This window comes from Sulfurospirillum sp. HTRB-L1 (assembly GCF_059415125.1).
Window position 1 is genome coordinate 1 of sequence record NZ_JCAHZR010000005.1, and the last position, 23,678, is coordinate 23,678.

Consider the following 23,678-nt stretch of genomic DNA (forward strand, 5'->3'; position numbering starts at 1 on the left):
TCTTTATTTTAGATTCAAATTCAAATTATGTTTGTTTATTTCTTGTTTGACTACCTTTAGTTCCATTGTTCTTTTAGCTTTCTTGCTTAGAAGAACCTCTCTCCTAATGTTTCAAAAGCCTCTTCTATTTTTGTTAAAAACGCTTCTATTTTACTGATAGTTTTGGTAATGTGGGCCATTTTATCTCCTTTTGTTGATTGCATATTGTATAAAAAAAGAATCTTATGCTACAATTATATTTCAAAATGAAATATAAAGGATTTCCATGCCTGATTTTAAAGATATACTGCTTCGATTGAAAGATATTTTGTCTCAAGATGTTGGGAACAGAAAAGTTTTTGATAAAGACGTGGCAGAGGCGCTGAATATCAACCATGTCACCCTTGCAACCATGAAAAACCGCAATAAAATCCCCTATCAAGAATTGCTTGATTTTTGTGCCAGACGCAAGATATCTATCAACTGGCTTTTTTACAATCAAATAGTGGAAAGCCTTGTGCAAGAGACCGAGCGGTTTGCTAGGATTCGGTACTTTCATGACATTTATGCTTCCGCTGGCGGAGGGGCTGAAAATTATGACGTAGCAGAAGCGTATTTACATGTAGACGAAGCGATTTTAGAGCGGATTGGGGTGCGTTGCAAAACAGAAGAAATTGAGGCGATTAATGTCCTTGGCGATTCCATGGAGCCCACCTTGCACGAGGGCAATGTGGTGCTTGTGGATCGCACGCAAGTACAGATTCACCGTGGGGGTATTTTTGTGCTTGCTACGCCAGGAGGCTTGTTTATTAAGCGCCTTCAGTTAAAAGCAGACGGTTCTTTGGAGCTTGTTTCGGACAATACGATGTATGTACCAGAGCGGATTGATGCAAAACAGGTGCGGGTGCTTGGAAAAGTAGTGGGAGCCTTTACGAAGATTGCGTAAAGGCGTTGGGGCTAGAGCGTTTCGGAAATGGTGACTTTTTCCATCACGTCGCCTTGACGAATGCTATCGAGCACTTTAAGGCCTTCTTCGTTGATGACATCACCAAAAACCGTGTGCATTCCGTCTAAATGCGCTTGCGGCGCGTGGCAGACAAAGAACTGGCTTCCACCTGTGTTTTCGCCAGCGTGTGCCATAGAAAGGGTGCCTCGTTGATGTTTGTGGGTGTTTTTATTGCATTCGCATTTAATAGCCCAACCTGGTCCGCCTGTGCCTGTACCACTTGGGCAGCCGCCTTGGATGACAAAGTTTGGGATAACGCGGTGAAAGGTGAGCCCATCATAAAAACCATCATTGGCGAGTGTTGCAAAGTTGGCAACGGTAGTGGGCGTTTCTTCGGGGTAAAGCTTTACCTGCATGGCGCCTTTGTTGGTTTGAATCGTAGCGTACTGGAACTTGGCCAACTCTTCGGGGGAATAGGTGTATTCTTTGAGTTCTTTCATGAACAGTCCTTACATGTAAAAATTTGAGAGTGAAGTATAACACACTTTTTTAGGCAATATTGGTGTAGACCGCTTGCACATCATCGTCATCTTCAAGACGGTCGATGAGTTTTTCGATTTCAATCATTTGGTCTTCATCGAAGCTAACAGGTACGTTTGGAATGCGCTGTAAGCTTGCTTTTTTTACTTCAATCCCTAAGGCTTCTAGAGCGTTTGAGAGGGAGCCAAAGCTGGTGTAGTCACCGTAAGCGTACATCGTTCCTTCGTGCTCTTCAAGTTCCTCAAGCCCGCCATCAATGAGTGCAAGTTCGAGTTCTTCTGGGTCTAGGGCAGGGGTGTCAAATTCAAACACGGCTTTGCGGGAAAACATGAACTCAAGTGAGCCGTTTTGGAGCATTTGTCCGTGGCATTTGTTGAAGTGGGCTTTGACGTTTGCGACCGTTCGGGTGGGGTTGTCAGTAGCGCATTCTACAAACACAAGCGCACCATGGGGTGCCTTGCCTTCGTAATTGACCTCTTTGATTTCATCCGCATCTTTGCCTAATGCACGCTTAATGGCCGCGTCGATGTTGTCTTTGGGCATGTTTTCCGCTTTGGCAGCCAAAATAGCGGTGCGAAGTTTAGGATTCATGTCGGGGTCTTGTCCCCCTTCTTTGGCGGCTACGGTGATGGATTTGGAGAGTTTTGGAAAGACTTTAGACATTTTGTCCCAGCGCTTTTCCTTGGCTGCTCGTCGGTATTCAAATGCTCTTCCCATGGGGGAGTTTCCTTTTGTTTTTTGTTGGAATTATAACGGGTCTTGGGTAAGAAACATTTGAAATTAAGCCTTTCTTTACGCAAGGGGAGATAATATCTCGAATATGAATATATCTTCACATAGAGGAGCTCTTATGTTAAAACGGTTTCAGGCGAACAACATCAACTGTCAAAATTGTGCCAATACGATTTTGGTTTCCCTTGAGGATGATTTTGGCGATATCGAGGTAGACATGTCCAAAACACCCCGCGAAGTGTGCGTAGACTTGGCCGATGCAGCGGCGGAGGTCTCTTTTAAAGCGGAAATGTCCGCGCTAGGGTTTGACATCATCGCCGAGGTTGCGGATGCCTAAACTCATTCGCTCGTGTTGCGAAAATGGAAGCGTGCTAGAGGAGATTTTAGCCCAACTTCCCAGCGAAGAAGAGGTGAGTGAGTCGGCGATGTTTTTTCAAGCCCTCAGTGACCCGACGCGCTTAAAAATCGTTCTTGCCCTTACGCGGTACGAGATGTGTGTGGGGGAGATTGCCAACATGCTTGGCCTTTCGCCCTCCAACACCTCCCATCAACTCAAAATCCTGCGTCTTGCTAAGATTGTGACGTACACCAAGGAAGGCCAGATGTACTTTTACCGCTTAAGACATCCCTTCGTGGAAGGCCTTGTGGGCGGGGTATTTAAGGCTATTTAGCGCTTACATGTAAAGGCATATGATGTTGGGAATTCATGATTTTGGCCTGTTTGTTGCGGCGGGATTGTTGCTCAATATCACCCCTGGTGCAGATTTACTCTACATCACGGCACGTGCGGGTTCGGGTGGATTTGGGGCTGGCCTTAGGGCTTCCTTGGGCGTGGGTGCGGGATGTTTGGTGCATATTTCTTTGGCGGTTTTAGGCCTTTCGGCGTTGTTGTATCAGTGGGCGCATTTGTTTGTAGCCGTCAAACTCATCGGCGCGGCTTATTTGCTCTATTTGGGGATTTCCATGTTGCTCTCACGTGCAAAACCTGCACAAAAAGCTCCCCTTAAAGGCAAGGCAATCTTTTGGCAAGGGTTTTTCACCAATGCTCTTAACCCTAAAGTCGCCCTCTTTTTTCTAGCCTTTTTGCCTCAATTTGTGACACCTAACACCCCTGATGCGCCGTTGGCGTTTTTGGTGCTTGGGCTTGTCTTTAGCGTGAATGGCCTTGTGGTGAGTGCTGGGATTGCTTTTTTAACCTCAAGGGCGGCACATCGCCTTGGTCAAAGCCCATGGGTTGGGTTGTGGCTAAAGCGCATGGCGGGAAGTATGTTTGTCTATTTTGGGGTGCGTTTGGCGCTAAGTGAACGGTAGAAAGGAAAAATAATGGCAACCAAAACCTTACATGTAAACATTTCAGGCATGACCTGCGTTAATTGCTCCAACGCAGTGGAAAAAGTGACCAAAAAACTTCCCGGCGTGGAGCAAGTGCAGGTGAGTTTCGCCTCCTCTGAGGGGGAATTTATTTACGATTCGGACAAGGTGAGCAGCGAGCAAATCATCAGCAAAATCAAAAAACTTGGCTATGGCGTCATGAAAGACATGGCCGCCCTAGAGGCCCAAAAAACAAAAGAGCTCGCCAAACTTAAGTACATCCTGTGGCTTGCCATGGCCCTTGCCGCCGGTGTAATGGGACTAGAGAAATTTATGCCCTTTGGTGCGCACAACGTGTGGGCGGTGTGGGTGTTGGCTTCCATCGCACAGTTTTATGCGGGTGCGCGTTTTTACACCCATGCGTACGGGGCGCTAAAAAACGGTAGTTATGACATGAATGTGCTCATTGCCCTAGGCACAAGCGCGGCTTATTTTTACTCGGTGAGCGTGATGCTTTTTGGGGATGTTTTTCCTGAATCCATGCGGTTTGTCTATTTTGATGGGGCGGTGATGATCATCGCCTTTGTACTTCTTGGTAAGTACCTTGAAGAGCGCTCCAAGGCCAAGGCGACCAACACCCTTAAGCACCTCATGGACCTTTCCCCCAAGCAAGCACGTGTTTTGGGCGAGGACGCCACCGAAGCTATGGTGGGCGTGGAGGCTTTGCGTGTAGGCGATGTGGTCATTGTCAAATCAGGCGAAGCCATCCCGTGCGATGGGAAAATCATCGAAGGAAACGCGGAGATAGACACCTCCATGATTACTGGCGAGTCGTTGCCAGTGCATAAAAAAGAGGGCGAAGACGTGGTGGCGGGCACTATGAGTAGGGCGGGCTACATGAAAGTGCGCGTCACAAAACCTGCTCACGAAACCATGCTTGCTAGCATCGTGTCGCTCTTAAGCGAAGCGCAAAACCAGAAGATGCCCATCGGACGCTTTGCCGATAAGGTCTCAAACATTTTTGTGCCCACGGTGATGCTCATCTCCCTTGCAACCTTGTTAGGATGGTGGTTTTTTACGGGCAATGTGCTGTTTGCTTTTTTGGCGAGCGTGTCGGTGCTCATCATCTCTTGCCCGTGCGCGTTGGGGCTTGCCACGCCTATCGCCATTGTCTCAGCGGTGGGCAAAGGGGCGAAGCATGGCATCCTTATCAAAAACCCCGAAGTGCTTGAGATTTTAAAGTCGGTGAAATACGCCGTGTTTGATAAAACAGGCACCCTCACCAAAGGTGAAATCGCCGTGAGCCACGCTAGCGTCAATGACGACGAATTGTTGGGATTGATTGGGTGTGTGGAGGCCAGAAGCGAACATCCTATCTCTAAAGCCGTTGTGGCGTACGCTAGGCGCCAAGGTATCGCGCTTTCTTGTGAGGTAGAAGCCTTTGAAGTCCTCGCAGGCCTTGGAGTGCAGGGCAAGGCCTTGGGGCGGTCTGTGGCGGTAGGGTCGGAGGCTTTTTTGGAGTCTTTGGGCGTTAGAGTTTCTCCTGCGTCTAGGGTGTTGATGCAAAAGGCGCAAAAAGGAGCCAAAGGGGCGATCGTCGCGGCGGTTGATGGGGTAGAGGTGGGGTGTTTTGTCCTTGAAGATACCCTCAAAGAAGAGGCTAAAGAGGTCATCGCGTACTTAAAGCACCAAGGCATTGTGCCTGTGATGCTCACGGGCGACCATGAAGTAACGGCCAAAAGCGTGGCGGAGAAACTGGGCATCGACCTCGTGTATGCCGAAGTGCTGCCTCACCAAAAACACGCACAGATTGAAGCCTTTCAAAAAGAAGCCAAGGTGCTGTTTGTGGGAGATGGGATTAATGATTCGCCCTCTTTAAAGCAAGCGGACATTGGCATCGCGCTAAATTCGGGCTCAGATATTGCCAAAGACGCAGGGGACATCGTGCTTATTGGCAACGACTTGCGCATGGTCAAGGGCGCCCTCGTGCTTTCACGCCAAACCATGCGCGTCATCAAGCAAAACCTCTTTTGGGCGTTTATCTACAACATCCTTGGCATCCCTTTGGCCGCGGGATTGTTTTACCCGTGGACGGGTTGGCTGCTCACGCCCATGTACGCAGGAATGGCCATGAGTGTGAGTTCGGTGACAGTGGTATTAAACGCGTTGCGGTTGAAATTACTGAAGATGTGAGGCGTTACATGTAAGGAAAAACCCTTACATGTAACGTGCGGGGTTAGTGGGTAATTTTTGTGCCAAGGACGTCTAAAAATTTGGCAATCCACTCAGGATGGGCTGGCCACGCGGGGGCGGTGACAAGATTGCCATCAACCGTGGCTTGGGTGACTTCGATGGCTTTGTAGGTGCCACCTGCTTTGGTGACCTCGGGGGCGCACGCGGGGTAAGCGGAGCAGCTTTTGCCTTTGAGTACATCCGCGGCGGCAAGAAGCTGCGCGCCGTGGCAAATGGCAGCGATGGGCTTGTTGGCGGAGGAGAAATAACGCACGATGCTTAGCACGTCTTCGTTGAGGCGCAAATATTCGGGCGCGCGACCACCGGGAATGACAAGGGCATCAAAGCTCTCAGGCACGATGTCTGCAAAGGTACCATTGAGTGTGAAGTTGTGTCCTGGCTTTTCGCTGTAGGTTTGGTCGCCTTCAAAATCGTGGATAGCCGTGCGAATAAAATCGCCCGCTTTTTTATCAGGACATACCGCAACGACCGTGTGACCGACCGCCCCAAGGGCTTGGAAGGGAACCATTACTTCGTAATCCTCGACGTAATCGCCAACAATGAACAAAATTTTCTTCGCCATAGTGTCTCCTTTGGTGTGAGGTAAAAGTGTCATTATAGCGCGACTTGGCAACCTGTTGGTAAATAAGGTTGCGAAAGGATAACAGGCACGGTTTTTGCTTTCCTTTGGTACGTTTTTACCCAAAGGAGAACCCATGAGCTCACGTCTTTTTGAAATCGACCCTTATGCAGGGGTGCAGTATGCCATGTACACCTCCATCAAAAAAGACGAGGGAAATTTTTTGGATTTTTTGTTGCAGTACGATTCCCACAGTGTCAATGAGGGGGATTCGAGCTGGTTAACCAAGCTTATGACCAACGAAACAGCTTCCTCGCTCTCTTCGCCCGAATTTTTACAAATGGCAGGTTTCCTTGGGCTAAGTACAGAAGACATTGTGCTAAACACTAGTACGTTTGACACGCAAGTGAATGCTTATAAGCTTCAACTCCAACTGGAAATGGCAAAGCGCAAGATAGGGGTTTAGCCCTCTAGTGTCATTTCAATCATTTTTCCCATCACCACTTCCCCAAATTCTTTACCATAGGCCTCACACGCTTCCAAATCTGCTTTAGTAGGGATGAGCTTGACCTTGGGGTGCTCTAAGGGCGGGACGCGCAGTTTAAGGTGTTTAAGGCGTGCCAATACATGCTCAATAGCCTCGCCGCTCCACCCGTAAGAGCCAAAAGCCCCGGCGCATTTGCCTTCTTTACCTAAAAACATTAAACACGAAAGCAACTCCCACACAGGCTTGGGTGCATCGCCGTTGATAGTGGGGGTGCCGATTAAAAAACCGTCACTTTGGTCTAAAAGAGCAAGCATATTGGCTTCTTCCAAGGCGGCTAAATCGCAAATGCGCGTGATGAGTCCCTCAGTGTGTTCGCTCCCTCGCATGATGGCTTGCGCCATCTCGTAAGTGTTTTTGTAGCTCGTGAGGTAAAAAATGGTGAGGGTTTTGTGGGGCGCGTTAAGCGGCGCGCTCCATGCACGGTATTGGTCCATGTAGTGGCGTGGGTTTTGACGCAAGATGGGCCCATGCAGGGGCGCGATACAAGCAATCTCAAAGCGGTCATACAAGGCTAGCGCACTGGTGACGTAGCGTTTAAAAGGGCGCATAATGTGGTCATAGTAATAGGTAAAGGCATAGGAAAAATCCCCCACTTTGTCATCAAACAAGCGCGGGTCGCAGTAGTGGGCCCCAAACACATCGCCACTAAAAAGGAGCTTGTCTTCGCTCACGTAGGTGCTCAATGTTTCGGGCCAGTGCAAGTAAGGCGTGGATAAAAAGGTCAAGGTTTTTTCGCCCAAACGTAAGGTTTTATTGGTCCAGACCGTTTCAAATACCATGTGTTCTTTGTGGGTCAGCGCACCTAGCATCATGCTCGCTTGTGGCGCGATGAGCACTTTTGCTTGGGGTGCGCGGGAGATGAGCTCAGGCAAGGCCCCTGAGTGGTCAGGTTCGATGTGGTGGACGATGACATAACGAATCTCCTCGTACGCACACAAGGCTTCAAGGTTGGCAAAAAAGGCTCCTTCAAACTCCTTTTTGACGGTGTCTACGACAATAACCCCTTCGGAGGTTTTGATGAGATAGGCATTGTACGAAGAGCCATTGGCGGCTTTCATGATGATGTCAAAGGTGCGAATATCGGGGTCAAAGACACCAATAAAATAGATATCTTTGGCGATGGCTATGGGGTTCATGGGCTACCTTTATTGCCTTACATGTAAAGACATTTTTCAAAGGCCCGCGCGAGACAATTTGTCCCAATGGGTCAAAGCGGAACGCTTTGGGGTACCCATTGTGGACAACTCTTGTCGAGACAGGGCCTTTGAAAAATGTCTACTGCCTAATCATTGGATACGCCTTTTGAAGCAAAGCTCCAAAAAGCTACGCTAACGCTGAGTTTCCTTCGGCAGGAAGCCCACGCACCTTTGGTGCTTTAGACCTTTTGAAAAATGTCTACTGCCTTCCGATCATCTCCACAATCTCTCTTTTGTCGATTTTCCCAAAATAGACCATGTCAAACAGCCGCATGAGGGCTTTGTTGCAGCAAGTTTTTTTGCACTGGGAAAAAGCCTTGCGTGCCTTAAAGTAAGGCAGGCTGGTTTCTTGAAAAAAGGCGATAGCCTCGTCTATGGTTTTGCCACTGCATTCGCAAATGATGACTTCTCCAAGCTCGCTCATCCACACACTCCTGTGCTCCCGTAGGCGTAAATGCGTTTGTGGGCCAAAGGTAGCGGGTCCCCTTTTTGCATGTGTACCGTGGTGCCTTTGGCGACAAATCCGTAACGCTCGTACAGCGAAGCGATGTGGGGCAGGGCGGGCGCGTCCGCGAAGATGGGCTTGGCCCCACGAAAGAAGAGTAAGGCTTTGAGAAAATCTTCCGCGTCTTCTTTTTTTTCCATCACCCACGGGCCCAAAAACAGGTATTCGCCCTCCATCATCCGCGAATGCAAGTAGCCCGAAGGCGTGGAGAAAATGAGGCTACTGGGATGGCTTAAGGTGTGTTCTAAAAAGAGGTTTCGCCGCTCACCAAAAGCGTTGGCATCGTGCATACGCAATTTTAAAGAAAGGGTGGCGGGTTTAAAATCTTGGCCGGGTTGAAAGAAAAAAGTCGGGGTATTAGACGCGCGAAAATAACGGGTGATGTTATGGGAGGCACGAAACCCAAAGGAGGCGTAAAAAGCTTCCATCTGGGGTGCTGCGTGAAGGTAGAGGGAATCTGATTCGTTTTCTAAAATCCCCAAAAGGTGTTCAAAAAGCTTCCGTCCAACCCCTTTTCCTCGGTGAGAGGGCGCCACTACAAAATGGCTAATCCACGCGCTTTTTTCGTGCAAAAACCCCGTAATGGCCCCAATACATGTACTCCCATCAAAGGCACCAAAGGCCAGATAGGGCGTGGCGGTTTGCAAAGGGGCACGCTCATAGGTGTCCCCCAGCCAACCTTCTTGGGCGCACAAGGCATGCAGAGGCGCAAAATCTGTTAGCCAACGGATGGGGTACATGGGGCGTACTTGGTGTAAAGCTTGTGGAGTTCTTGGGGTGCCAACACAGATTTACGCCGCGTGATGATGCGTCGAAGCTTGGGCAAAAGCCCCGTGCAATTCTCTTTTGGCGCGTGCACGCCAAGGGCATCAAGGTGGTACATGAGTGCCGCTGAGCCGCTGTGCTTACCGATGGGATACTCCCTTGTCGCACCCACTTCTTCGGGCGAAAAAGGCTCATAGGCTTGGTTATTTTTGAGCATACCGCTTACATGTATGCCTGATTCGTGGGCAAAAATCCGATCCCCGACGATGGGCGCGTTAGGCGAAACGTGAATGCGCGCGGCGTCGCACACGGTGTGCACGAGGGATTTTAAAGCGCATTGTTCGATGACGCGTGGCTCGTTGAAAAGGTGTTTGAGCGCCATAAGGGTTTGTTCAAAGGAGGCATTGCCCGCGCGCTCTCCAAGGCCTACGACGGTGGTATTGACACTCACTGCTCCTGCTTCTAGTCCCGCGATGGCATTGGCGGTAGCCATGCCAAAGTCGTTGTGGGTGTGCATTTCGATGGGTAAAAGGTGCGAGAGGGCACTGACAATTTTGTAGGTTTTTGTGGGGGTGAGGATGCCCACTGTGTCGCAAAAACGAAAGCGGTCTGCGCCCAGGTCTTTGGCAAAGCCAATGACTTCGCGCAAAAAGGTTTCGCTAGCGCGAGAGCTGTCTTCGCCACCGATGTTGATGAACATCCCCTCGCGCTTGGCAAGGGCAATGGCGCGTTCTAAATTTTCAAAAAGTTCGTCTTTGCCCCGTTTGTATTTGATGCTAATAAGCACGTCTGAAACGGGGATAGAAAGGTTGATGGCGGAGAGCTTACATGTAAGGGCGGCTTCCACGTCTTTGGGGTGGGCACGGCACCACGCCATGACGCGCGCGCGAAGGCCAAGGCTTGCGATGCGCGCGATGTCTTCGCACTCTTGCTTGCCCATGGCGGGGATGCCCACTTCCAGTTCATCCGCCCCACACTGGTCAAGGCCGATGGCGATGGCGATTTTCTCTTTGGTATTAAAGGCCACGTAGGGCGCTTGTTCGCCATCACGTAAGGTGGTATCGTTGATGGCTTTCATCTTAACCGACCTTTTCTTCCGCAAAAGGCATGAAGGCTTTGGCGGCTTTAAGCAAAGAGGCCTCGATAGGCTCATGGGCGTACTCTTCGCTGATTTGGATGCGGTAACGTTCCAACGACGCTTTGGGGCACGGGCCAATCTTGGCGGTGACGATAAGGTCCACGTCTTCCAAGGTTTTGGCAATCTCGTCCATGGGGTTGTTGCCGCATGCGCTTGGCCCGTGGCAGTATTGGGTTTCGACCTTGCGGTGGTGGGAAAAGCGCACCCCTTTGCTGTCCACTTCGTAAATCATAAACTCATTGGCTGCGCCAAAGTGTTGGTTGATGAGGCCCTCACCCGCAGAGGTGACAGCCACGAGCAAGGAGGGGATTTTCTCAGCTTCCAAGCGTGCGTTGGCTACTTTCAAAGCCCGTCGCCACGTTTCGATTTTGGCGTGGGTTTCTTGGCGTTTGGTGATGTCGTAGGCGTTGGCTAGCTCTTCGATGGAGAGGGCATTAAAGGACTCTTTGCCAAACTCGTCTTTGCGGTCTTGGTTGATGAGTCCTACCGCGTCTGCGCGGCATTGGCGGCAGTGTTTCATGAGCTTCATGTCCGTACCGCAGGCTTCTTGGGCTCTCATGAGCGCTTTTGGGGAAGCACTAGGGATGCCCTCAAGGCCAAATTTGGTGCCGTACTCTTTTTTGGAAATGAGTGGCATGACGTTGTGTAAAAAGACCCCAAGCTCACGCAACACTTTGGCCACTTCGCCTAAGTGTTTGTCATTGATGTGGGGGATGAGCACCGAGTTGGCTTTGACTAAGATACCCGCTTCCACACACGCTTTAATGCCTTCAAGTTGGCGTTTGAGGAGGATTTTTGCGGCTTGGGCTCCACGGTAACGCTTGTGGTCGTGGTAAATCCACGGGTAGATTTTTGCGCCAATCTCGCCACTTTCATCCACACTGTTGATGGTCACGGTGACGTGGTGCACCTTGTGGGCTTTGAGTGCGTCGATGTGGTCGATGAGGGCAAGGCCGTTGGTGGAGATGCACAGTTTCAAATCAGGCGCGTAGCGGTTAAGGTAAGCAAAGGTTTTAAAGGTTGCTTTGGGGTTGGCTAGCGCGTCACCAGGTCCAGCGATGCCTACGACGCTTAGTTGTGGGATGGCAGCACCTACATGTAAGACTTTTTTGATGGCTTCTTCAGGGCTTACGCGTTCGCTCGTGACACCGGGGCGGCTCTCGTTGGAGCAGTCGTATTTGCGGTTGCAGTAATTGCACTGGATGTTGCACGCAGGAGCGACGGCGACGTGGATGCGCGCGTAGTGGTGGTGCGCCTCTTCGTTGTAACAGGGGTGGTTGTTAACCAAGGCTTCAACATCTTTGGGAAGCCCTTTGGAGGGGGAAGAAGAACAGCTCATGGTAGCTCCTTGTAGTTTCTTGGCAAAGAGGATTGCATATGGCGTTCCAAGCGTGAAATGGTGGGATTTTGCAAGGGAATGCTTTATGCAATACAAAACACCAAATAAGGAGCGTGCAAATGAAACCTGAAGCGATTATCCAAGCACTACAAGAGGGAAACATGATGGCCTATTTGGGGCCAGATATTTTCAAAGGCTCCGCCATGCCCGCCTCCACCGAAGAGACCATTTTGGCGCTTAATGGCGGTAGGGCTATGACGCCCAAACTCATGCAAGAGGTTTCCAAAGCGGCCATGAGCATCGAACAGCGGCGCGGACGCGGGCATATTGAGGGCATGTGCATTGAGGTTTTTGGGCGCGAAAAAAACCTCCAACCCGCCCATGTACTGCTCTTGCGCCTTGGCGTGAAGGTCATCTTTGACACCAACCGCGACACCTTGTTGCTCGACGCCCTTGCCTCGTGTAAGCACTTTTTGCTCAAAGGTATTGCGCGCATTAGCGCTTCGCCCAAGCGGTACGCCCTGTACGAATGGAAAGAGGGCGCGTATGTGGAAGCACAAACGTGGGATGCGCAAGCACCACTCATCATCAAACCCATGGGCTGTGCCTTACCCACGCCAAGTTTTGTCATTTCGGATGCGGATTATGTGGATTGGCTGACCGAAGCCATGGGCGGGTTTGCCTACCCTGCGTGGTTCAAGGCGTACCGAAAGGGCAAACAGATACTTTACCTTGGAGAATCTTTTGCTAAAGATACCCAGCGCATGGTGGCGCGGGAGAGTACGCTTGAGTGTGCGGGTGGCGTGGTGGTGCACGAGGGGCCTTTGGAAAAAGCGGAACGTCGCTTTGTGGAAGGGCAGGGGCTTTTGACGCAACAAGACTCCACGCAAGGGTTTGTAGACACATTGAAAACTGTAGTGGAGAAAGGGGAATAATGGAACGGTATGTGAGTTTTGAAAATATTGATTGCTTTGAAAACGCCTGTTGCGTGGTGGATGAGGTGCTTGCTTTGTTTAAGGAGAAGCCAGAGGCCGCTAATCCATTTTGGGAAAAGTTTGTTAAAAAAATTCCTCCCGCGTACTACACGCGAACGCCTGATGAAGATGTGTTGTATTTGGTGTGTGCCAATGTGTTTTATTTGGAAGAATTGTTTGAACTTCATGACCACGAAGAAGGGAGTTTGGCCATGGAAAAAGCGGAAATCGAATGCTGTTGAACCCTTACATGTAAAGGTGTAAAAAAGTAATAAAAATTACATACAAAGGCCTATATTTGGGGAAAGTGGCACCTTTTACACGTAATGCTTACATGTAACGAAAGTTTACATGTAAAGGCCTAGGAAATATGGGGAGCCCTGTAGTATAATTGTTGCATTATGCTAATGTGTATTGGCACAACACTACTACGAAAAGGGGACAAGATGAACTTCAAGACAAAAATAACCCTTGTAATTTCCATCTTTATGGTGGCAAGTTTAAGTGTATTTGGCGTGTTTAGTTACATGGATACAAAGCGTAACAGCCTTTTGCAGGTGGAAAAAAGTGTCACGATGGCATCCCAAGCGCTCACAGATTACATCGATTTATGGATAGCGTCGAAGAAAAGCATGATTGCTAGTGGCGCACGGTTGCTTTCGGATTTGGAAGAGATTAGTGAGAGCGAGCTCAAAGCGCGCTTGCGCGAGATGACGCGGACTATCGGAGGCATCGACTCTTTCGTGGGTACGGAAGTGGAAGGCAAGATGATTTATGGCACGGACACGCAGCCAAGTGCGGGCTTTGATCCGCGTGTGCGCCCGTGGTATACCCTTGCAAAAAGCGCCATGAAAGAAGTGGCAACCGATGCGTATATTAGTGCTAGCACAAAAAGTCACATTGTCGCCGTGGCTGCGCCTATCGTGAAAGACGGGAAGCTTTTGGGCGCTGTGGCGACTTCTATTGACCTTAAAATTTTGTTTACCGAGTTGGAGAATATCGCATTTGAGGGCGGTTATTCGATGATTCAAGACACCAAAGGCTTGATTATTTCCCATCCCAACGGAGAACTTATTGGGAAAGATTTGGCTGCAGTGGCACCAGATTTGGCAAGACAACTTGGAAACGCAAATGAAGGCATTGTGGAGTACACGTACCAAGGTGCTGAGAAAATTTACACTTACAAAGTTTCCAAAGAAACAGGCTGGCGGCCTGCGATTACCTTTGACAAGGCCATGGCGTATGCTTTCTTGAGTGAACAAGTGCGTGAATTGATGCTTGTGGGGATTGGGATGCTTGTGGTGGTGTTGGTGTTAATTGTGTTTATCATCAAAGCATTGTTGCGCCCGCTGGATGAGCTTAATAAGGTCGTTGAGGACCTCTCTAGTGCCGAGGGCGACTTGCGCCAACGGTTGGTGGTAAAAACCCACGATGAGTTTGGGCAGGTTTCCGTTAATATCAATAAATTTATCGAAAAACTCCACGACATCGTGAAAAACTCCAAAACCATCAGCAGTGAAAATGCGTCTATCTCCGAAGAACTTTCCCGTACGGCTACTGAAGTAGTGCGGAACGTGGAAGCAGAATCTAAGATTATCACCAAAACCAAAGAAAACGCCATGACGCTTTCTGGGGCGATTGAAGTGTCGGTGAAAAAAGCTACCCTCTCCCAAGAAGCCCTCACCAAGACGCAACAAGACATCGACACGGTCAAGAACCAAGCCCAACATTTAGAAAAAACCATGCAAGAAACGGCTACCAAAGAGCAAGCATTGGCCGAGCGCTTGGACGCGGTGAGCCACAATGCAAACGAAGTCAAAGACGTGCTCAATATCATCCGCGACATCGCGGACCAAACCAACCTGTTGGCTCTTAATGCGGCCATCGAAGCAGCGCGGGCAGGGGAGCACGGACGCGGGTTTGCGGTCGTGGCCGATGAGGTGCGAAAACTGGCCGAGCGAACACAAAAGAGTCTCGTGGAGATTGATGCGACCATTAACATCGTGGTGCAGTCTATCAATGATGCCAATGGCGACATCGCGAAAAATGCCAAAGAGGTCAATGGCTTGGTGGAGATTTCTGGCCAGTTGCAACACGGCGTGACGAGTATTGATGCGACGGTGAAAAAGACCATCATCGATGCGAGTGAAACCGTCAAAAGCTTCGTGGCGACAGCAACGCAGATTCAAGAGATGGCCAAAGAGATTGAAAAGGTCAATGAAATCTCCGCAAGCAATGTGGGTAGCATCGACAATGTTTCGCAAGCTTCGGACCACCTCCATGCCATGACTGAAAACTTGAATAATGAATTAGGAAAGTTTAAGTCGTAAGAAAAAGCGCCAGAAGAACCCCTCTTCTGGCGCTTTTGGTTATATTTTTTTTAGGGTTTCGCAACTTTCTTTGTAGAGTTTTTTGTATTTTTGCAGTTGGTAGCGTATTTGCTCGATGATAGAAGTGGGCACATAAGAGAGCAAATAGACGATTTCCCTCACTTCTTTTGTGCGTGCAAGGTTTATAGTCGTGGTTGAATTCCAAACTCGTCTCAAAGAGTTCTTGTTCTTGGATGCCTAACACTTCTGCAATATACGGAATAAGTTCAATTTTTATCTCCCTTCTTCCATATAAATAGCCATTGATTGTGCTAAAGCTCGGAACTTCTCCCGTTGTTTTTAGCTTTGGCTGCAAGGCAATCAGTGCCTCGATGAAAATCTTCTTTGACATCTGCTTTTCTTCGAGCAGGTAGTTGATTTTTTCATACACTTCCATTGTCACTATCCTTGTAGTCATAATGAATATTTTTAGTCATATTGTAAGAGCCTATTAAGTTCAATACGGATATTATTAGCCGAAATGAAACTATTGTGCGCAAGGATGAAAATGCTTGGAAATAGGGAGAAATACGAGAGATTCTTGAAAGAATGGGGGAGAAAAAACGCCAATTTTGAAAGTACGTTTAGTATAGCAAAAAGTGCACAAAAAGCTTCTGAAGCGAAGGTACGCGGGTGCGAAGAATCGGCCTTGTTGGTGCAAAAAATAAAATATGTTTAAACAGTACGAACTCATTGCCCTGTTGGCAAAAATCGTGGAAGAGCGAGACGCCTACACGGCAGGACACAGTGCAAGGGTTGCGCGTTATGCGTCGATGTTGGCAGAACATATGCACTTGTCTATCGAAGAGCAAAATAGTGTGTATCAAAGTGGGTTATTGCATGATATTGGGAAGATTTCCACCCCAGAAGCCATCTTGCTCAAACCCGGCGCTTTGAGTGCTGAAGAGATGAATATCATGCAAGAACACCCGCGTAGCAGTGAGAGAATTATTGCGCAGGTGACGTTTTTGCGCCCTTTTGCCAAGGCGGTTTTGCACCACCACGAGCGGTATGATGGGCAGGGGTATCCTGATGGACTCATAGGCGAAGCCATCCCTTTTCATGCGCGAATTTTGGCCGTTGCGGACGCTTTTGATGCCATGACAACACGCCGACATTACCGCAAACAAATGGAAATCACAGAAGCACTCGAAGAGCTTTCGCGGGAAGCTGGAAGGCAATTTGACCCTGTGGTTGTGCAAAGCGCTTTGGCGCGTTTTGCGACGCTAAAGATACCAGAAATTCCCGAAGCACCAATTTTTCCAAACCTAGCAGAAAGAAGTAAGCTGGCGTATATTTTTAAAGATTCTTTGACGGATGTGTTTAACGGGAGATTGCTAGATACGTATTTGTTGGCCCATGAACCCCAAATGCAGTTTCGATGCTGCTATCATTTTAGCATCAAAAAAATGCATGCGTTTAACCACAAATACGGCTGGAAAGAAGGGGATGAAGCGCTTATTTTAATCGCCAGTCGCTTAAAGAAACTCTTTCCCCAAGCGCATATTTTTCGCCTACAAGGAGACGAATTTGCCTTGTTGCACCAAATCCATTGTCCCATAGAAGTTTCAACAATTCGCGCAACATTGTTGAGCGGGGTTGGGGAATTAGATATCGTGATATGCCACTACGACTTAGCCCACGAGCACTTTCTTAGTTGGGATGAGATGAGTCAAAAAACCAAAGAAAACACCCTGTAGTTAAAAAACTTTTCACTGTGCTTTGTGTAAGACTAGCGCAACCTCTTTACATGTAAGCCTAGCACTCGATGTCGTATTTTTTCATCTTATACCCAATTTGCCTTGGACTCATGCCTAACATCGCCGCGGCTTTGGATTGGATGCCTTTACATGTAAGCAGTGCATCAAGGATGGCTTCTTTTTCCATTTGTTCGATGGTTCCTTTAGTGGTGGGGGCTTTGGGTGCAGGTTTTTCCTCGGGAATGACAAAGGTGTCATCTTTAAGGGTGATGTTGGGTAAAAGTGAGACCACTAGGCGGTCATCTACGGCGTTGGTGTCGGCTAAAAGCACCATGCGCTCCATGGTGTTTTCAAGCTCACGGATGTTGCCAGGCCACGGATAGGCTTTTAGAAGAATTCTGGCTTCGTTGGTGAAAAAGAGTTTTTTCTTGTGTTCTTTGGCGTATTTTTCCAAAAAGAAATTGCACAAAAGGTTGATGTCTTTACCACGCTTTCGCAAGGGTGGCAAGAGAATGGGGATGACGTTAAGGCGGTAGTAGAGGTCTTCTCTAAAGGTGCCTTCTTTGACCATTTTTTCAAGGTCGCGGTTGGTCGCAGCGACGAGGCGCACGTCAACCTTAACGGTTTTTGACCCGCCCACGCGCTCGAACTCTTGTTCTTGCATAACCCGCAAAAGCTTCACTTGAAGGGCGGGGGAGATGTCGCCAATCTCGTCCAAAAACAGTGTGCCTTTGTCGGCTAACTCAAAGCGTCCTTTGCGGGTCTCTTTGGCGTCGGTGAAAGCCCCTTTTTCGTGTCCAAAGAGTTCACTCTCAAGCAAGGTTTCACTGATGGCGGCGCAGTTGAGTTTGATAAATGGCCCCTCACGGCGCGTGCTAAGGTTGTGGATGGCTGAGGCGATGAGTTCTTTGCCTGTGCCTGTTTCGCCCCGCACCAAGATGGTCGCGCGGGAGGGGGCGACTTTGTGCAGCATCTCAAAGACTTTTAAAATTTCATCGCTTTTGCCAATGATATTTTCAAAACTAGATGCTTTGAGCACCTCTTCTTTGTAGTAACTGTTTTCATCACTGAGGCGTTCTTTTTCGCTTTGGATGCGTTGGTGGACGAACTTGGCTTGGGCGAACATGGAGCTGACGATGGTGAGGATGCGGATGGTCTCATCAAAGTCTGTCTCACTTGCGCCGTTGAGGTTCGCACTAAGCACGCCCACGAGTTCATTTTTCACAAGCATGGGGACTGCTACGTAAGAGATAGTTTCACTCCTGCGCCCGCCTGTTTTGTTGAGAAAGAGGATGTTGTTGTGCACGTTTTCGATGATGATGGGCTCTTTTGACTGCCCCGCCAAGCCCGTCGCGCCCTCGCCAAGTCGGTAAGCGCTAATCTTTTGTTGTTGGGGCGTGAGGTCGATGGAAGCAAAAATGCACAGCAAACTGGTGTCGGGTTCAAAAAGGTAAATGGCACTGCGTTGGAGTTTGAGTTCGTGCTTTAAAATAGCAAGGGATTTCTCCATCACGTGTTTCAAGTCTTCCACGTCGGTGAGGAGTTTGGCGATCTCATAAAGTAGCGCGACCTCCTTTTTTAGTAGGCCGATGGTACAGGTTTCGCAGCGCAACATGGTCTCCCTTTGACGTGGTTTAAGCTATCAGTATACCATGCAAAAGATGATTAAGTAAACATTTAAATGTCTAAAATATAAACATAATCAATCTAGAAGATGCGTTACAATGCTTACATGTAAAGACAAACCTTGCACGACAAGCCCAAAAATAAACCCAAAGGAGCCAACGTGACAGATGCGACCGCCTTGTACTCTCATATTAAAATCCTGCTTGAAGCCCATGCTAAAGACGAGGTGGCGTTGCGCGAGATTGCTCCTCTTGTAGCCAAGCGTTCTTTGGAGATGAACCACCTGTACGAAGCCATGGGCTTTGCCAATCGCGCAGAAATGGGAAAATTTATGAACGAACATTTTCCTGCCCTTGCTTCCCAAAAGCCCAACAATGTCCGTTGGAAAAAATTTCTCTACGACTCCATCCACGCAACAGCGCCCGCCTGTGAAGGCTGTCCCGATGAAGACGATTGCTTTGACGCCGCGTGTTCACTAGAGTGGCATCACGTCAAACAATCTTCTCATCGTCCTTAACCTTCTAATTAAGATAAATTATCTCCTATTTACTTTTTGTTTTTCTAATAGGACTAAAATCATCCTAATTAAACAAAAAGGATGAACATGTCTGAAAATCAAAGCATTCACGAAGTACTAGACAAAGAATATGCTTTGGGCTTTAGTACATCAGTAGAATCTGATACAGCGCCAAAGGGTCTTAGCAGGGATACCATTCGTTTCATATCCGCTAAAAAAAATGAGCCCCAATGGATGCTTGAACTTCGGTACAAAGCCCTTGGTCTTTGGGAAAAGATGCGAGAACCTAGTTGGGCAAACTTGGATTATCCTCCCATCGATTATCAAGATATTTCTTATTTTTCCGCCCCAAAACCAAATCTCAATTCTCTCGATGAAGTGGACCCTGAGATTTTGGAAACCTATAATAAATTAGGTATCTCCCTAGAGGAGCAAAAGGCGTTGGCGGGTGTTGCGGTGGACGCCGTTTTTGACTCGGTTTCAGTGAAGACTACCTTTGAAAAAGAGCTTAGAGAAAAAGGGATTATCTTTTGTTCTATCTCTGAAGCCATCCGAAACCATAGGGAGCTTGTGGAGAAATATCTTTTCTCGGTCGTTCCTATGAATGATAACTATTTTGCAGCGTTGAATGCCGCCGTTTTTACCGATGGGACATTTGTCTACATCCCAAAAAGGGTGCGCTGTCCAATGGAATTGTCCACCTATTTTCGCATCAATGCAGTGGGAACTGGGCAGTTTGAGCGCACACTGATTATCGCGGATGAAGGCTCTTATGTTTCTTACAATGAGGGTTGTTCGGCGCCCATCAGGGATGAGCATCAACTCCACGCAGCTGTGGTGGAACTCATCGCGCTAAAAGATGCGAAAATCAATTATTCGACTATTCAAAACTGGTACCCAGGGGATGAAAAAGGCAAGGGCGGGATTTATAATTTTGTGACCAAAAGAGGGATTTGCAAGGGAGACAATGCGAAAATCTCATGGACGCAGGTGGAAACTGGCTCGGCAATTACCTGGAAATACCCAAGCTGTATTTTGGCAGGGGATAATTCTGTTGGAGAATTTTACTCAATCGCTATTACGTCCAAATCCCAGCAAGCCGACACGGGTTCAAAGATGATTCATATTGGCAAAAACACAAAATCCACCATCATTTCCAAAGGCGTTTCGGCTCTAAATGGACTCAATGCTTACAGGGGCTTAGTGAAAATTGGCGCACAAGCAAAGAATGCGCGCAATTTTACCCAGTGTGATTCTCTCATCATTGGCTCAAAAGCGAGGGCGCACACGTATCCGTACATTGATGTGCGCAATTCCAGTGCCAATGTGGAACACGAAGCCACTACCTCTAAAATCAGCGATGAACAGCTCTTTTATTTGATGCAACGAGGATTAAGCGAAGAGAATGCGGTGAGCATGATTGTGAATGGATTTTGTAAAGAGGTGCTAGGCAAATTGCCTATGGAATTCGCCATGGAAGCCAGAGAATTGCTCAATGTGACCCTTGAGGGAAGCGTTGGGTGAGGCTTATGAAAAACCAAAAGGATAGGAAATGTTACATGTAAAAGAGTTGAAAGTTGCGATTGATAACCAAGTGATTTTAGATGGATTGAATTTGCACATCAAAGAAGGCGAAGTCCATGCCATCATGGGCCCAAATGGCGTGGGTAAATCGACCCTAGCCAAGGTGATTTCTGCCCATCCTTCTTACGAAGTTTTGGGTGGAAGTATTCATTACAAGGGAAAAGATATTTTAGAAATGGATGTATCCCAGCGGGCAAATGAGGGGATATTTTTAGCCTTTCAAGCACCCATTGAAGTGCCAGGAGTCAATAATATCTACTTTCTCAAACAAGCCTATAATGCAAAACGCGTAAAAAATGGCCTCGAAGAAGCGAGCGCGGCTGATTTTTTAAAACTAGTCAAAGAAAAAATAGCCCAACTTGGCATCAAGGCAGATGTTTTCAAGCGCGATTTGAATGCTGGCTTTTCAGGTGGCGAAAAAAAGCAAAATGAAATGCTCCAAATGAGCGTTTTAGAGCCTGACCTTTTCTTGCTAGATGAGATTGATTCAGGGCTAGATGTGGACGCACTTAAGAGCGTCGCAAACGGCGTGAATGCATTGCTAAATGAAAACCGTTCTGTTTTACTCATTACCCATTACCAAAGAATGCTTGAATACATTAAGCCAGATTTCGTGCATATTTTGCACAATGGTCGCATTGTCCAAAGTGGCGATATATCTCTCGCTAGAGAGATTGAAAAAAATGGGTACGCCATGCTAGAAAAGGCAAGGAGTGCTTCATGAAATTAGCACAATTAAACACCCAAGAGGTGGAGGGAGTTGTAGCCCATTACGGGTTTGCTACAAAGGATAACCCTGCCATGCGCCAAGAAGCTTATGAGAGATTTAAGCTTCTTGGATTGCCAAAAAACAAGCATGAAGTCTTTGGAAATACTGGCGTAAAAAAGATTTACGAGGTGGAGTATCGCCGTGATGAAAAGGTTAGCGAGTATGCAATCCCAAAGAGTGATAATCATAGAATCGTCTTTATTGAAGGCTGGTTTAATCAAGCCCAATCCTCTTTGCCTCACGGGGTTAGCGTAGAGATTGACTCCCATCCGCGCCTTTTGCATGAGAGTAAAAATCCCTTTTATTTTCTTTCATACGCGTTGAATGATGCCTTTTACAGCGTGCGAATCAAAGAGGAAACACAGCTTCAAAAACCCCTGGAAATCCTCTACATGGACAATAAAGAGACCGCCCACACCCACATGCATGTGGGTTTACATGTAGGGGCGAATGCGAAGGTGGATGTGTATGAGCGTCTTTTGGTCGGTGGTGCTGGCTTGTTTAACCACACGTTGGCTTTACATGTAAGCGAAGGTGCGCAAATCTCCCACGTGCATGAGCAAAAAGCCCATGAAAAAGCACATATTATTAGCAATTATCACTATGTTCAAGGCAAAGATTCAAAAGCAAACATTTACTCCCTTGAAGCGGGCACGGCACTTTGCGTGAGTGTGTGGGATATTTTTTTAAGTGGCGAAGCAGCCACAATGGACTTTGTAGCCTTGCAACTACCAAAAAATGAACAGCATTTAAGCACCATTGTAGCGTTGCACCATGATGCTCCAAATACCCACAGTTCTCAGCTCATCAAACAAGTGATTAACGATAGCGCCAAGGGTGTCGTGGACGCTAAAGTGGTGGTTTCAAAACATGGAGCTGGGACAAAATCTAACCAACTTTGCAATTCGCTTATTTTAAGTGAACATGCCCAAATTCGGGCATTTATCAAGCCTCAACTTGAAATCTTCATCGATGAACTAGAAGCCAGTCATGGGGCAACTGTGGGGAGTTTGAACGAGGAGCAACTCTACTATCTTATGTCACGAGGCATAGAATATGAGCGCGCAAGAGAGTTGCTTATCGATGCATTCACGCACCAAGTGTATGAACGCTTCCCCGAATACGCCAAAGGAGGCATGGGTGCAACATGAAAAAATCCGAGAGGATTTTGAGTTTTTTAGCCATGGGGATTTGATATACCTAGATAGTGCTTCAACGGCTCAAAAACCAAGGGCTGTTTTGGAGGCGATGGAGGAGTACAATACCCGCTACTGCGCCAATATCCACAGAAGCGCCCATGGCCTTGGAAACAAAGCAACAAGCGCTTATGAGGGTGCTAGAAAAACGGTGGCAAGTTTCTTACATGTAAAAGATGTTAGCGAGGTTGTTTTTACAAAAGGTGTCACCGAGGGGATCAATCTCGTGGCGCACTCTTTTGTGCGGGAACATGCCCAATGCGTGATCATCTCCTCTTTGGAACACCACTCAAATATCTTGCCTTGGCAGCAAGTCAAAAAGCCTTTACATGTCATAAAAACCAAAGAGAATTTAGAGCCTGATTTGGACCATTTTGAAGCACTCTTGGCCCAACACCCAAAGGCGTTTGTGTCGCTCATCCATACTTCCAACGCGTTTGGCATAACCCATCCCATGAAGCAGATGATAGCCCTAGCGCACCAATACGGAGCCAAAGTGCTCGTAGACGCGGCCCAAAGTGCGGCCCATTTACCTATTGACGTGGATGAATTGGGGGCGGATTTTTTAGTGATTTCAGGGCACAAGCTCTATGGCCCCACGGGAGTTGGAGCGTTGTATATCAAAAAAGAGTTGCATCCCTTTTGCTCGCCCTATCAAGTGGGTGGCGGCGCAATTGCGCAAGTGTTTTTTGAACACACCGAATACTTGCCAATCCCTTACATGTACGAATCTGGCACTCCTAATATCGCCGGAGTTATTGGCTTTGGGGCGGCTTTGGCGTATGTGCAAAATGTGGGGTTTGCGACTATTAAAGAGCATGAAGAAAACATTATATCTTACGCATTAAAACGCCTTGGAGAGATGGAGGATGTTGTATTTTACGCCAAACCCTCCTCTTCACAAAGCAGCATTAGTTTTAATATTTTGGGAATCCATCACCATGATTTGGGGATTTTGCTAGATAAACAAAAGGTGCAAGTGCGCGTGGGGCACCATTGCGCCCAACCGACCATGCGCCTTTTGGGGATTGAGGGAACAGTGAGGCTAAGTATTGGAATCTATACAAACCAAGCCGATATTGATGGATTTATAAAAGCCTTAAAGCGGGCAATTTCCATGCTAAAGGGTTAAT

General features: G+C 47.9%; 25 protein-coding genes. 15 read left to right on the forward strand and 10 right to left on the reverse strand.

Translation table 11 applies throughout. The features are described 5' to 3' along the window. Window positions 1-265: 265 nt before the first annotated feature. Window positions 266-925 carry a S24 family peptidase gene (locus AC5SLM_RS09090; protein ID WP_495250637.1) on the forward strand — a complete coding sequence of 220 codons (660 nt, stop codon included), beginning with the start codon at window positions 266-268 and terminating at the stop codon, window positions 923-925. Between the two features lie 11 nt (window positions 926-936). Here AC5SLM_RS09090 and AC5SLM_RS09095 read toward each other — a convergent pair whose 3' ends face one another. Beyond that, complete coding sequence (locus AC5SLM_RS09095) at window positions 937-1,425, reverse strand: peptidylprolyl isomerase (protein WP_495250638.1); 489 nt, start codon at window positions 1,423-1,425, stop codon at window positions 937-939. A 49-nt stretch (window positions 1,426-1,474) separates the two neighbouring features. Continuing rightward, entirely contained in the window at window positions 1,475-2,182 is a 708-nt protein-coding gene (locus AC5SLM_RS09100; RefSeq protein ID WP_495250639.1) for a YebC/PmpR family DNA-binding transcriptional regulator, read from the reverse strand. A gap of 133 nt (window positions 2,183-2,315) precedes the next feature. Between AC5SLM_RS09100 and AC5SLM_RS09105 the strand changes: the two genes are divergently transcribed. The 4 genes from AC5SLM_RS09105 to AC5SLM_RS09120 are packed head-to-tail and all read left to right on the forward strand — an operon-like array spanning window position 2,316 to window position 5,701. Next, window positions 2,316-2,534 carry a heavy metal transport/detoxification protein gene (locus AC5SLM_RS09105; RefSeq protein ID WP_495250640.1) on the forward strand — a complete coding sequence of 73 codons (219 nt, stop codon included), beginning with the start codon at window positions 2,316-2,318 and terminating at the stop codon, window positions 2,532-2,534. Beyond that, window positions 2,527-2,868: an ArsR/SmtB family transcription factor gene (locus tag AC5SLM_RS09110; RefSeq protein WP_495250641.1), complete on the forward strand. Its 342-nt coding sequence runs from the start codon at window positions 2,527-2,529 to the stop codon at window positions 2,866-2,868. Before AC5SLM_RS09105 ends, AC5SLM_RS09110 begins: the two co-directional genes overlap by 8 nt. Window positions 2,869-2,890: 22 nt before the next feature. Further along, window positions 2,891-3,508, forward strand: coding sequence for a LysE family translocator (locus AC5SLM_RS09115; protein ID WP_495250642.1), 618 nt, complete (start codon window positions 2,891-2,893; stop codon window positions 3,506-3,508). 12 nt (window positions 3,509-3,520) lie between these two features. Next, window positions 3,521-5,701, forward strand: coding sequence for a heavy metal translocating P-type ATPase (locus tag AC5SLM_RS09120; RefSeq protein WP_495250643.1), 2,181 nt, complete (start codon window positions 3,521-3,523; stop codon window positions 5,699-5,701). A 43-nt stretch (window positions 5,702-5,744) separates the two neighbouring features. Here AC5SLM_RS09120 and AC5SLM_RS09125 read toward each other — a convergent pair whose 3' ends face one another. Next, window positions 5,745-6,323 (reverse strand): DJ-1/PfpI family protein, encoded by a 579-nt coding sequence (locus AC5SLM_RS09125; RefSeq protein ID WP_495250644.1) that lies wholly within the window; start codon window positions 6,321-6,323, stop codon window positions 5,745-5,747. Window positions 6,324-6,456: 133 nt separating this feature from the next. Between AC5SLM_RS09125 and AC5SLM_RS09130 the strand changes: the two genes are divergently transcribed. Then, entirely contained in the window at window positions 6,457-6,786 is a 330-nt protein-coding gene (locus AC5SLM_RS09130; protein WP_495250645.1) for a hypothetical protein, read from the forward strand. Here AC5SLM_RS09130 and AC5SLM_RS09135 read toward each other — a convergent pair. The 5 genes from AC5SLM_RS09135 to nifB form a co-directional block, all read right to left on the reverse strand. Beyond that, window positions 6,783-8,003, reverse strand: a complete 1,221-nt coding sequence (locus AC5SLM_RS09135) for an FprA family A-type flavoprotein (protein WP_495250646.1) — start codon at window positions 8,001-8,003, stop codon at window positions 6,783-6,785. The two genes, AC5SLM_RS09130 and AC5SLM_RS09135, sit on opposite strands and share 4 nt — an antisense overlap. A 259-nt stretch (window positions 8,004-8,262) precedes the next feature. Continuing rightward, a complete protein-coding gene (locus AC5SLM_RS09140; protein ID WP_495250647.1) occupies window positions 8,263-8,487 on the reverse strand; it encodes a hypothetical protein in 225 nt (74 codons plus the stop codon). Then, window positions 8,484-9,308, reverse strand: coding sequence for a GNAT family N-acetyltransferase (locus AC5SLM_RS09145; protein ID WP_495250648.1), 825 nt, complete (start codon window positions 9,306-9,308; stop codon window positions 8,484-8,486). The genes AC5SLM_RS09140 and AC5SLM_RS09145 overlap by 4 nt, the downstream gene beginning before the upstream one ends. After that, a complete protein-coding gene (gene nifV, locus AC5SLM_RS09150; protein WP_495250649.1) occupies window positions 9,287-10,411 on the reverse strand; it encodes a homocitrate synthase in 1,125 nt (374 codons plus the stop codon). Before nifV ends, AC5SLM_RS09145 begins: the two co-directional genes overlap by 22 nt. A gap of 1 nt (window position 10,412) precedes the next feature. Next, on the reverse strand, window positions 10,413-11,810 hold the full coding sequence (gene nifB / locus AC5SLM_RS09155; protein ID WP_495250650.1) for a nitrogenase cofactor biosynthesis protein NifB: 1,398 nt from the start codon (window positions 11,808-11,810) through the stop codon (window positions 10,413-10,415). A 119-nt stretch (window positions 11,811-11,929) separates the two neighbouring features. Between nifB and AC5SLM_RS09160 the strand changes: the two genes are divergently transcribed. From AC5SLM_RS09160 to AC5SLM_RS09170, 3 genes are all read left to right on the forward strand, one after another. Beyond that, window positions 11,930-12,745 (forward strand): SIR2 family protein, encoded by an 816-nt coding sequence (locus tag AC5SLM_RS09160; protein ID WP_495250651.1) that lies wholly within the window; start codon window positions 11,930-11,932, stop codon window positions 12,743-12,745. Further along, entirely contained in the window at window positions 12,745-13,026 is a 282-nt protein-coding gene (gene cowN / locus AC5SLM_RS09165) for a N(2)-fixation sustaining protein CowN (protein WP_495250652.1), read from the forward strand. The genes AC5SLM_RS09160 and cowN overlap by 1 nt, the downstream gene beginning before the upstream one ends. A gap of 204 nt (window positions 13,027-13,230) precedes the next feature. Further along, entirely contained in the window at window positions 13,231-15,114 is a 1,884-nt protein-coding gene (locus AC5SLM_RS09170) for a methyl-accepting chemotaxis protein (protein ID WP_495250653.1), read from the forward strand. Here AC5SLM_RS09170 and AC5SLM_RS09175 read toward each other — a convergent pair. Beyond that, window positions 15,104-15,550 (reverse strand): hypothetical protein, encoded by a 447-nt coding sequence (locus AC5SLM_RS09175; RefSeq protein ID WP_495250654.1) that lies wholly within the window; start codon window positions 15,548-15,550, stop codon window positions 15,104-15,106. The genes AC5SLM_RS09170 and AC5SLM_RS09175 overlap by 11 nt on opposite strands. Before the next feature lie 274 nt (window positions 15,551-15,824). Between AC5SLM_RS09175 and AC5SLM_RS09180 the strand changes: the two genes are divergently transcribed. After that, entirely contained in the window at window positions 15,825-16,853 is a 1,029-nt protein-coding gene (locus tag AC5SLM_RS09180) for an HD domain-containing phosphohydrolase (RefSeq protein ID WP_495250655.1), read from the forward strand. 58 nt (window positions 16,854-16,911) lie between these two features. Here AC5SLM_RS09180 and nifA read toward each other — a convergent pair whose 3' ends face one another. Next, window positions 16,912-18,468 (reverse strand): nif-specific transcriptional activator NifA, encoded by a 1,557-nt coding sequence (gene nifA, locus AC5SLM_RS09185; RefSeq protein ID WP_495250656.1) that lies wholly within the window; start codon window positions 18,466-18,468, stop codon window positions 16,912-16,914. A 171-nt stretch (window positions 18,469-18,639) separates the two neighbouring features. Here nifA and AC5SLM_RS09190 point away from each other — a divergent pair, with 171 nt between their 5' ends. From AC5SLM_RS09190 to AC5SLM_RS09210, 5 genes are all read left to right on the forward strand, one after another. Then, window positions 18,640-18,996 (forward strand): nitrogen fixation protein NifQ, encoded by a 357-nt coding sequence (locus AC5SLM_RS09190; RefSeq protein WP_495250657.1) that lies wholly within the window; start codon window positions 18,640-18,642, stop codon window positions 18,994-18,996. Between the two features lie 87 nt (window positions 18,997-19,083). Next, window positions 19,084-20,520 (forward strand): Fe-S cluster assembly protein SufB, encoded by a 1,437-nt coding sequence (gene sufB / locus AC5SLM_RS09195; protein WP_495250658.1) that lies wholly within the window; start codon window positions 19,084-19,086, stop codon window positions 20,518-20,520. A 28-nt stretch (window positions 20,521-20,548) separates the two neighbouring features. Then, the gene (sufC, locus tag AC5SLM_RS09200) at window positions 20,549-21,304 is read left to right on the forward strand and encodes a Fe-S cluster assembly ATPase SufC (protein ID WP_495250659.1); all 756 of its coding nucleotides are present in this window, start codon (window positions 20,549-20,551) and stop codon (window positions 21,302-21,304) included. Continuing rightward, window positions 21,301-22,500: a SufB/SufD family protein gene (locus AC5SLM_RS09205; RefSeq protein ID WP_495250660.1), complete on the forward strand. Its 1,200-nt coding sequence runs from the start codon at window positions 21,301-21,303 to the stop codon at window positions 22,498-22,500. The genes sufC and AC5SLM_RS09205 overlap by 4 nt, the downstream gene beginning before the upstream one ends. Further along, window positions 22,490-23,677, forward strand: coding sequence for an aminotransferase class V-fold PLP-dependent enzyme (locus AC5SLM_RS09210; RefSeq protein WP_495250661.1), 1,188 nt, complete (start codon window positions 22,490-22,492; stop codon window positions 23,675-23,677). The genes AC5SLM_RS09205 and AC5SLM_RS09210 overlap by 11 nt, the downstream gene beginning before the upstream one ends. Window position 23,678: the final 1 nt, after the last annotated feature.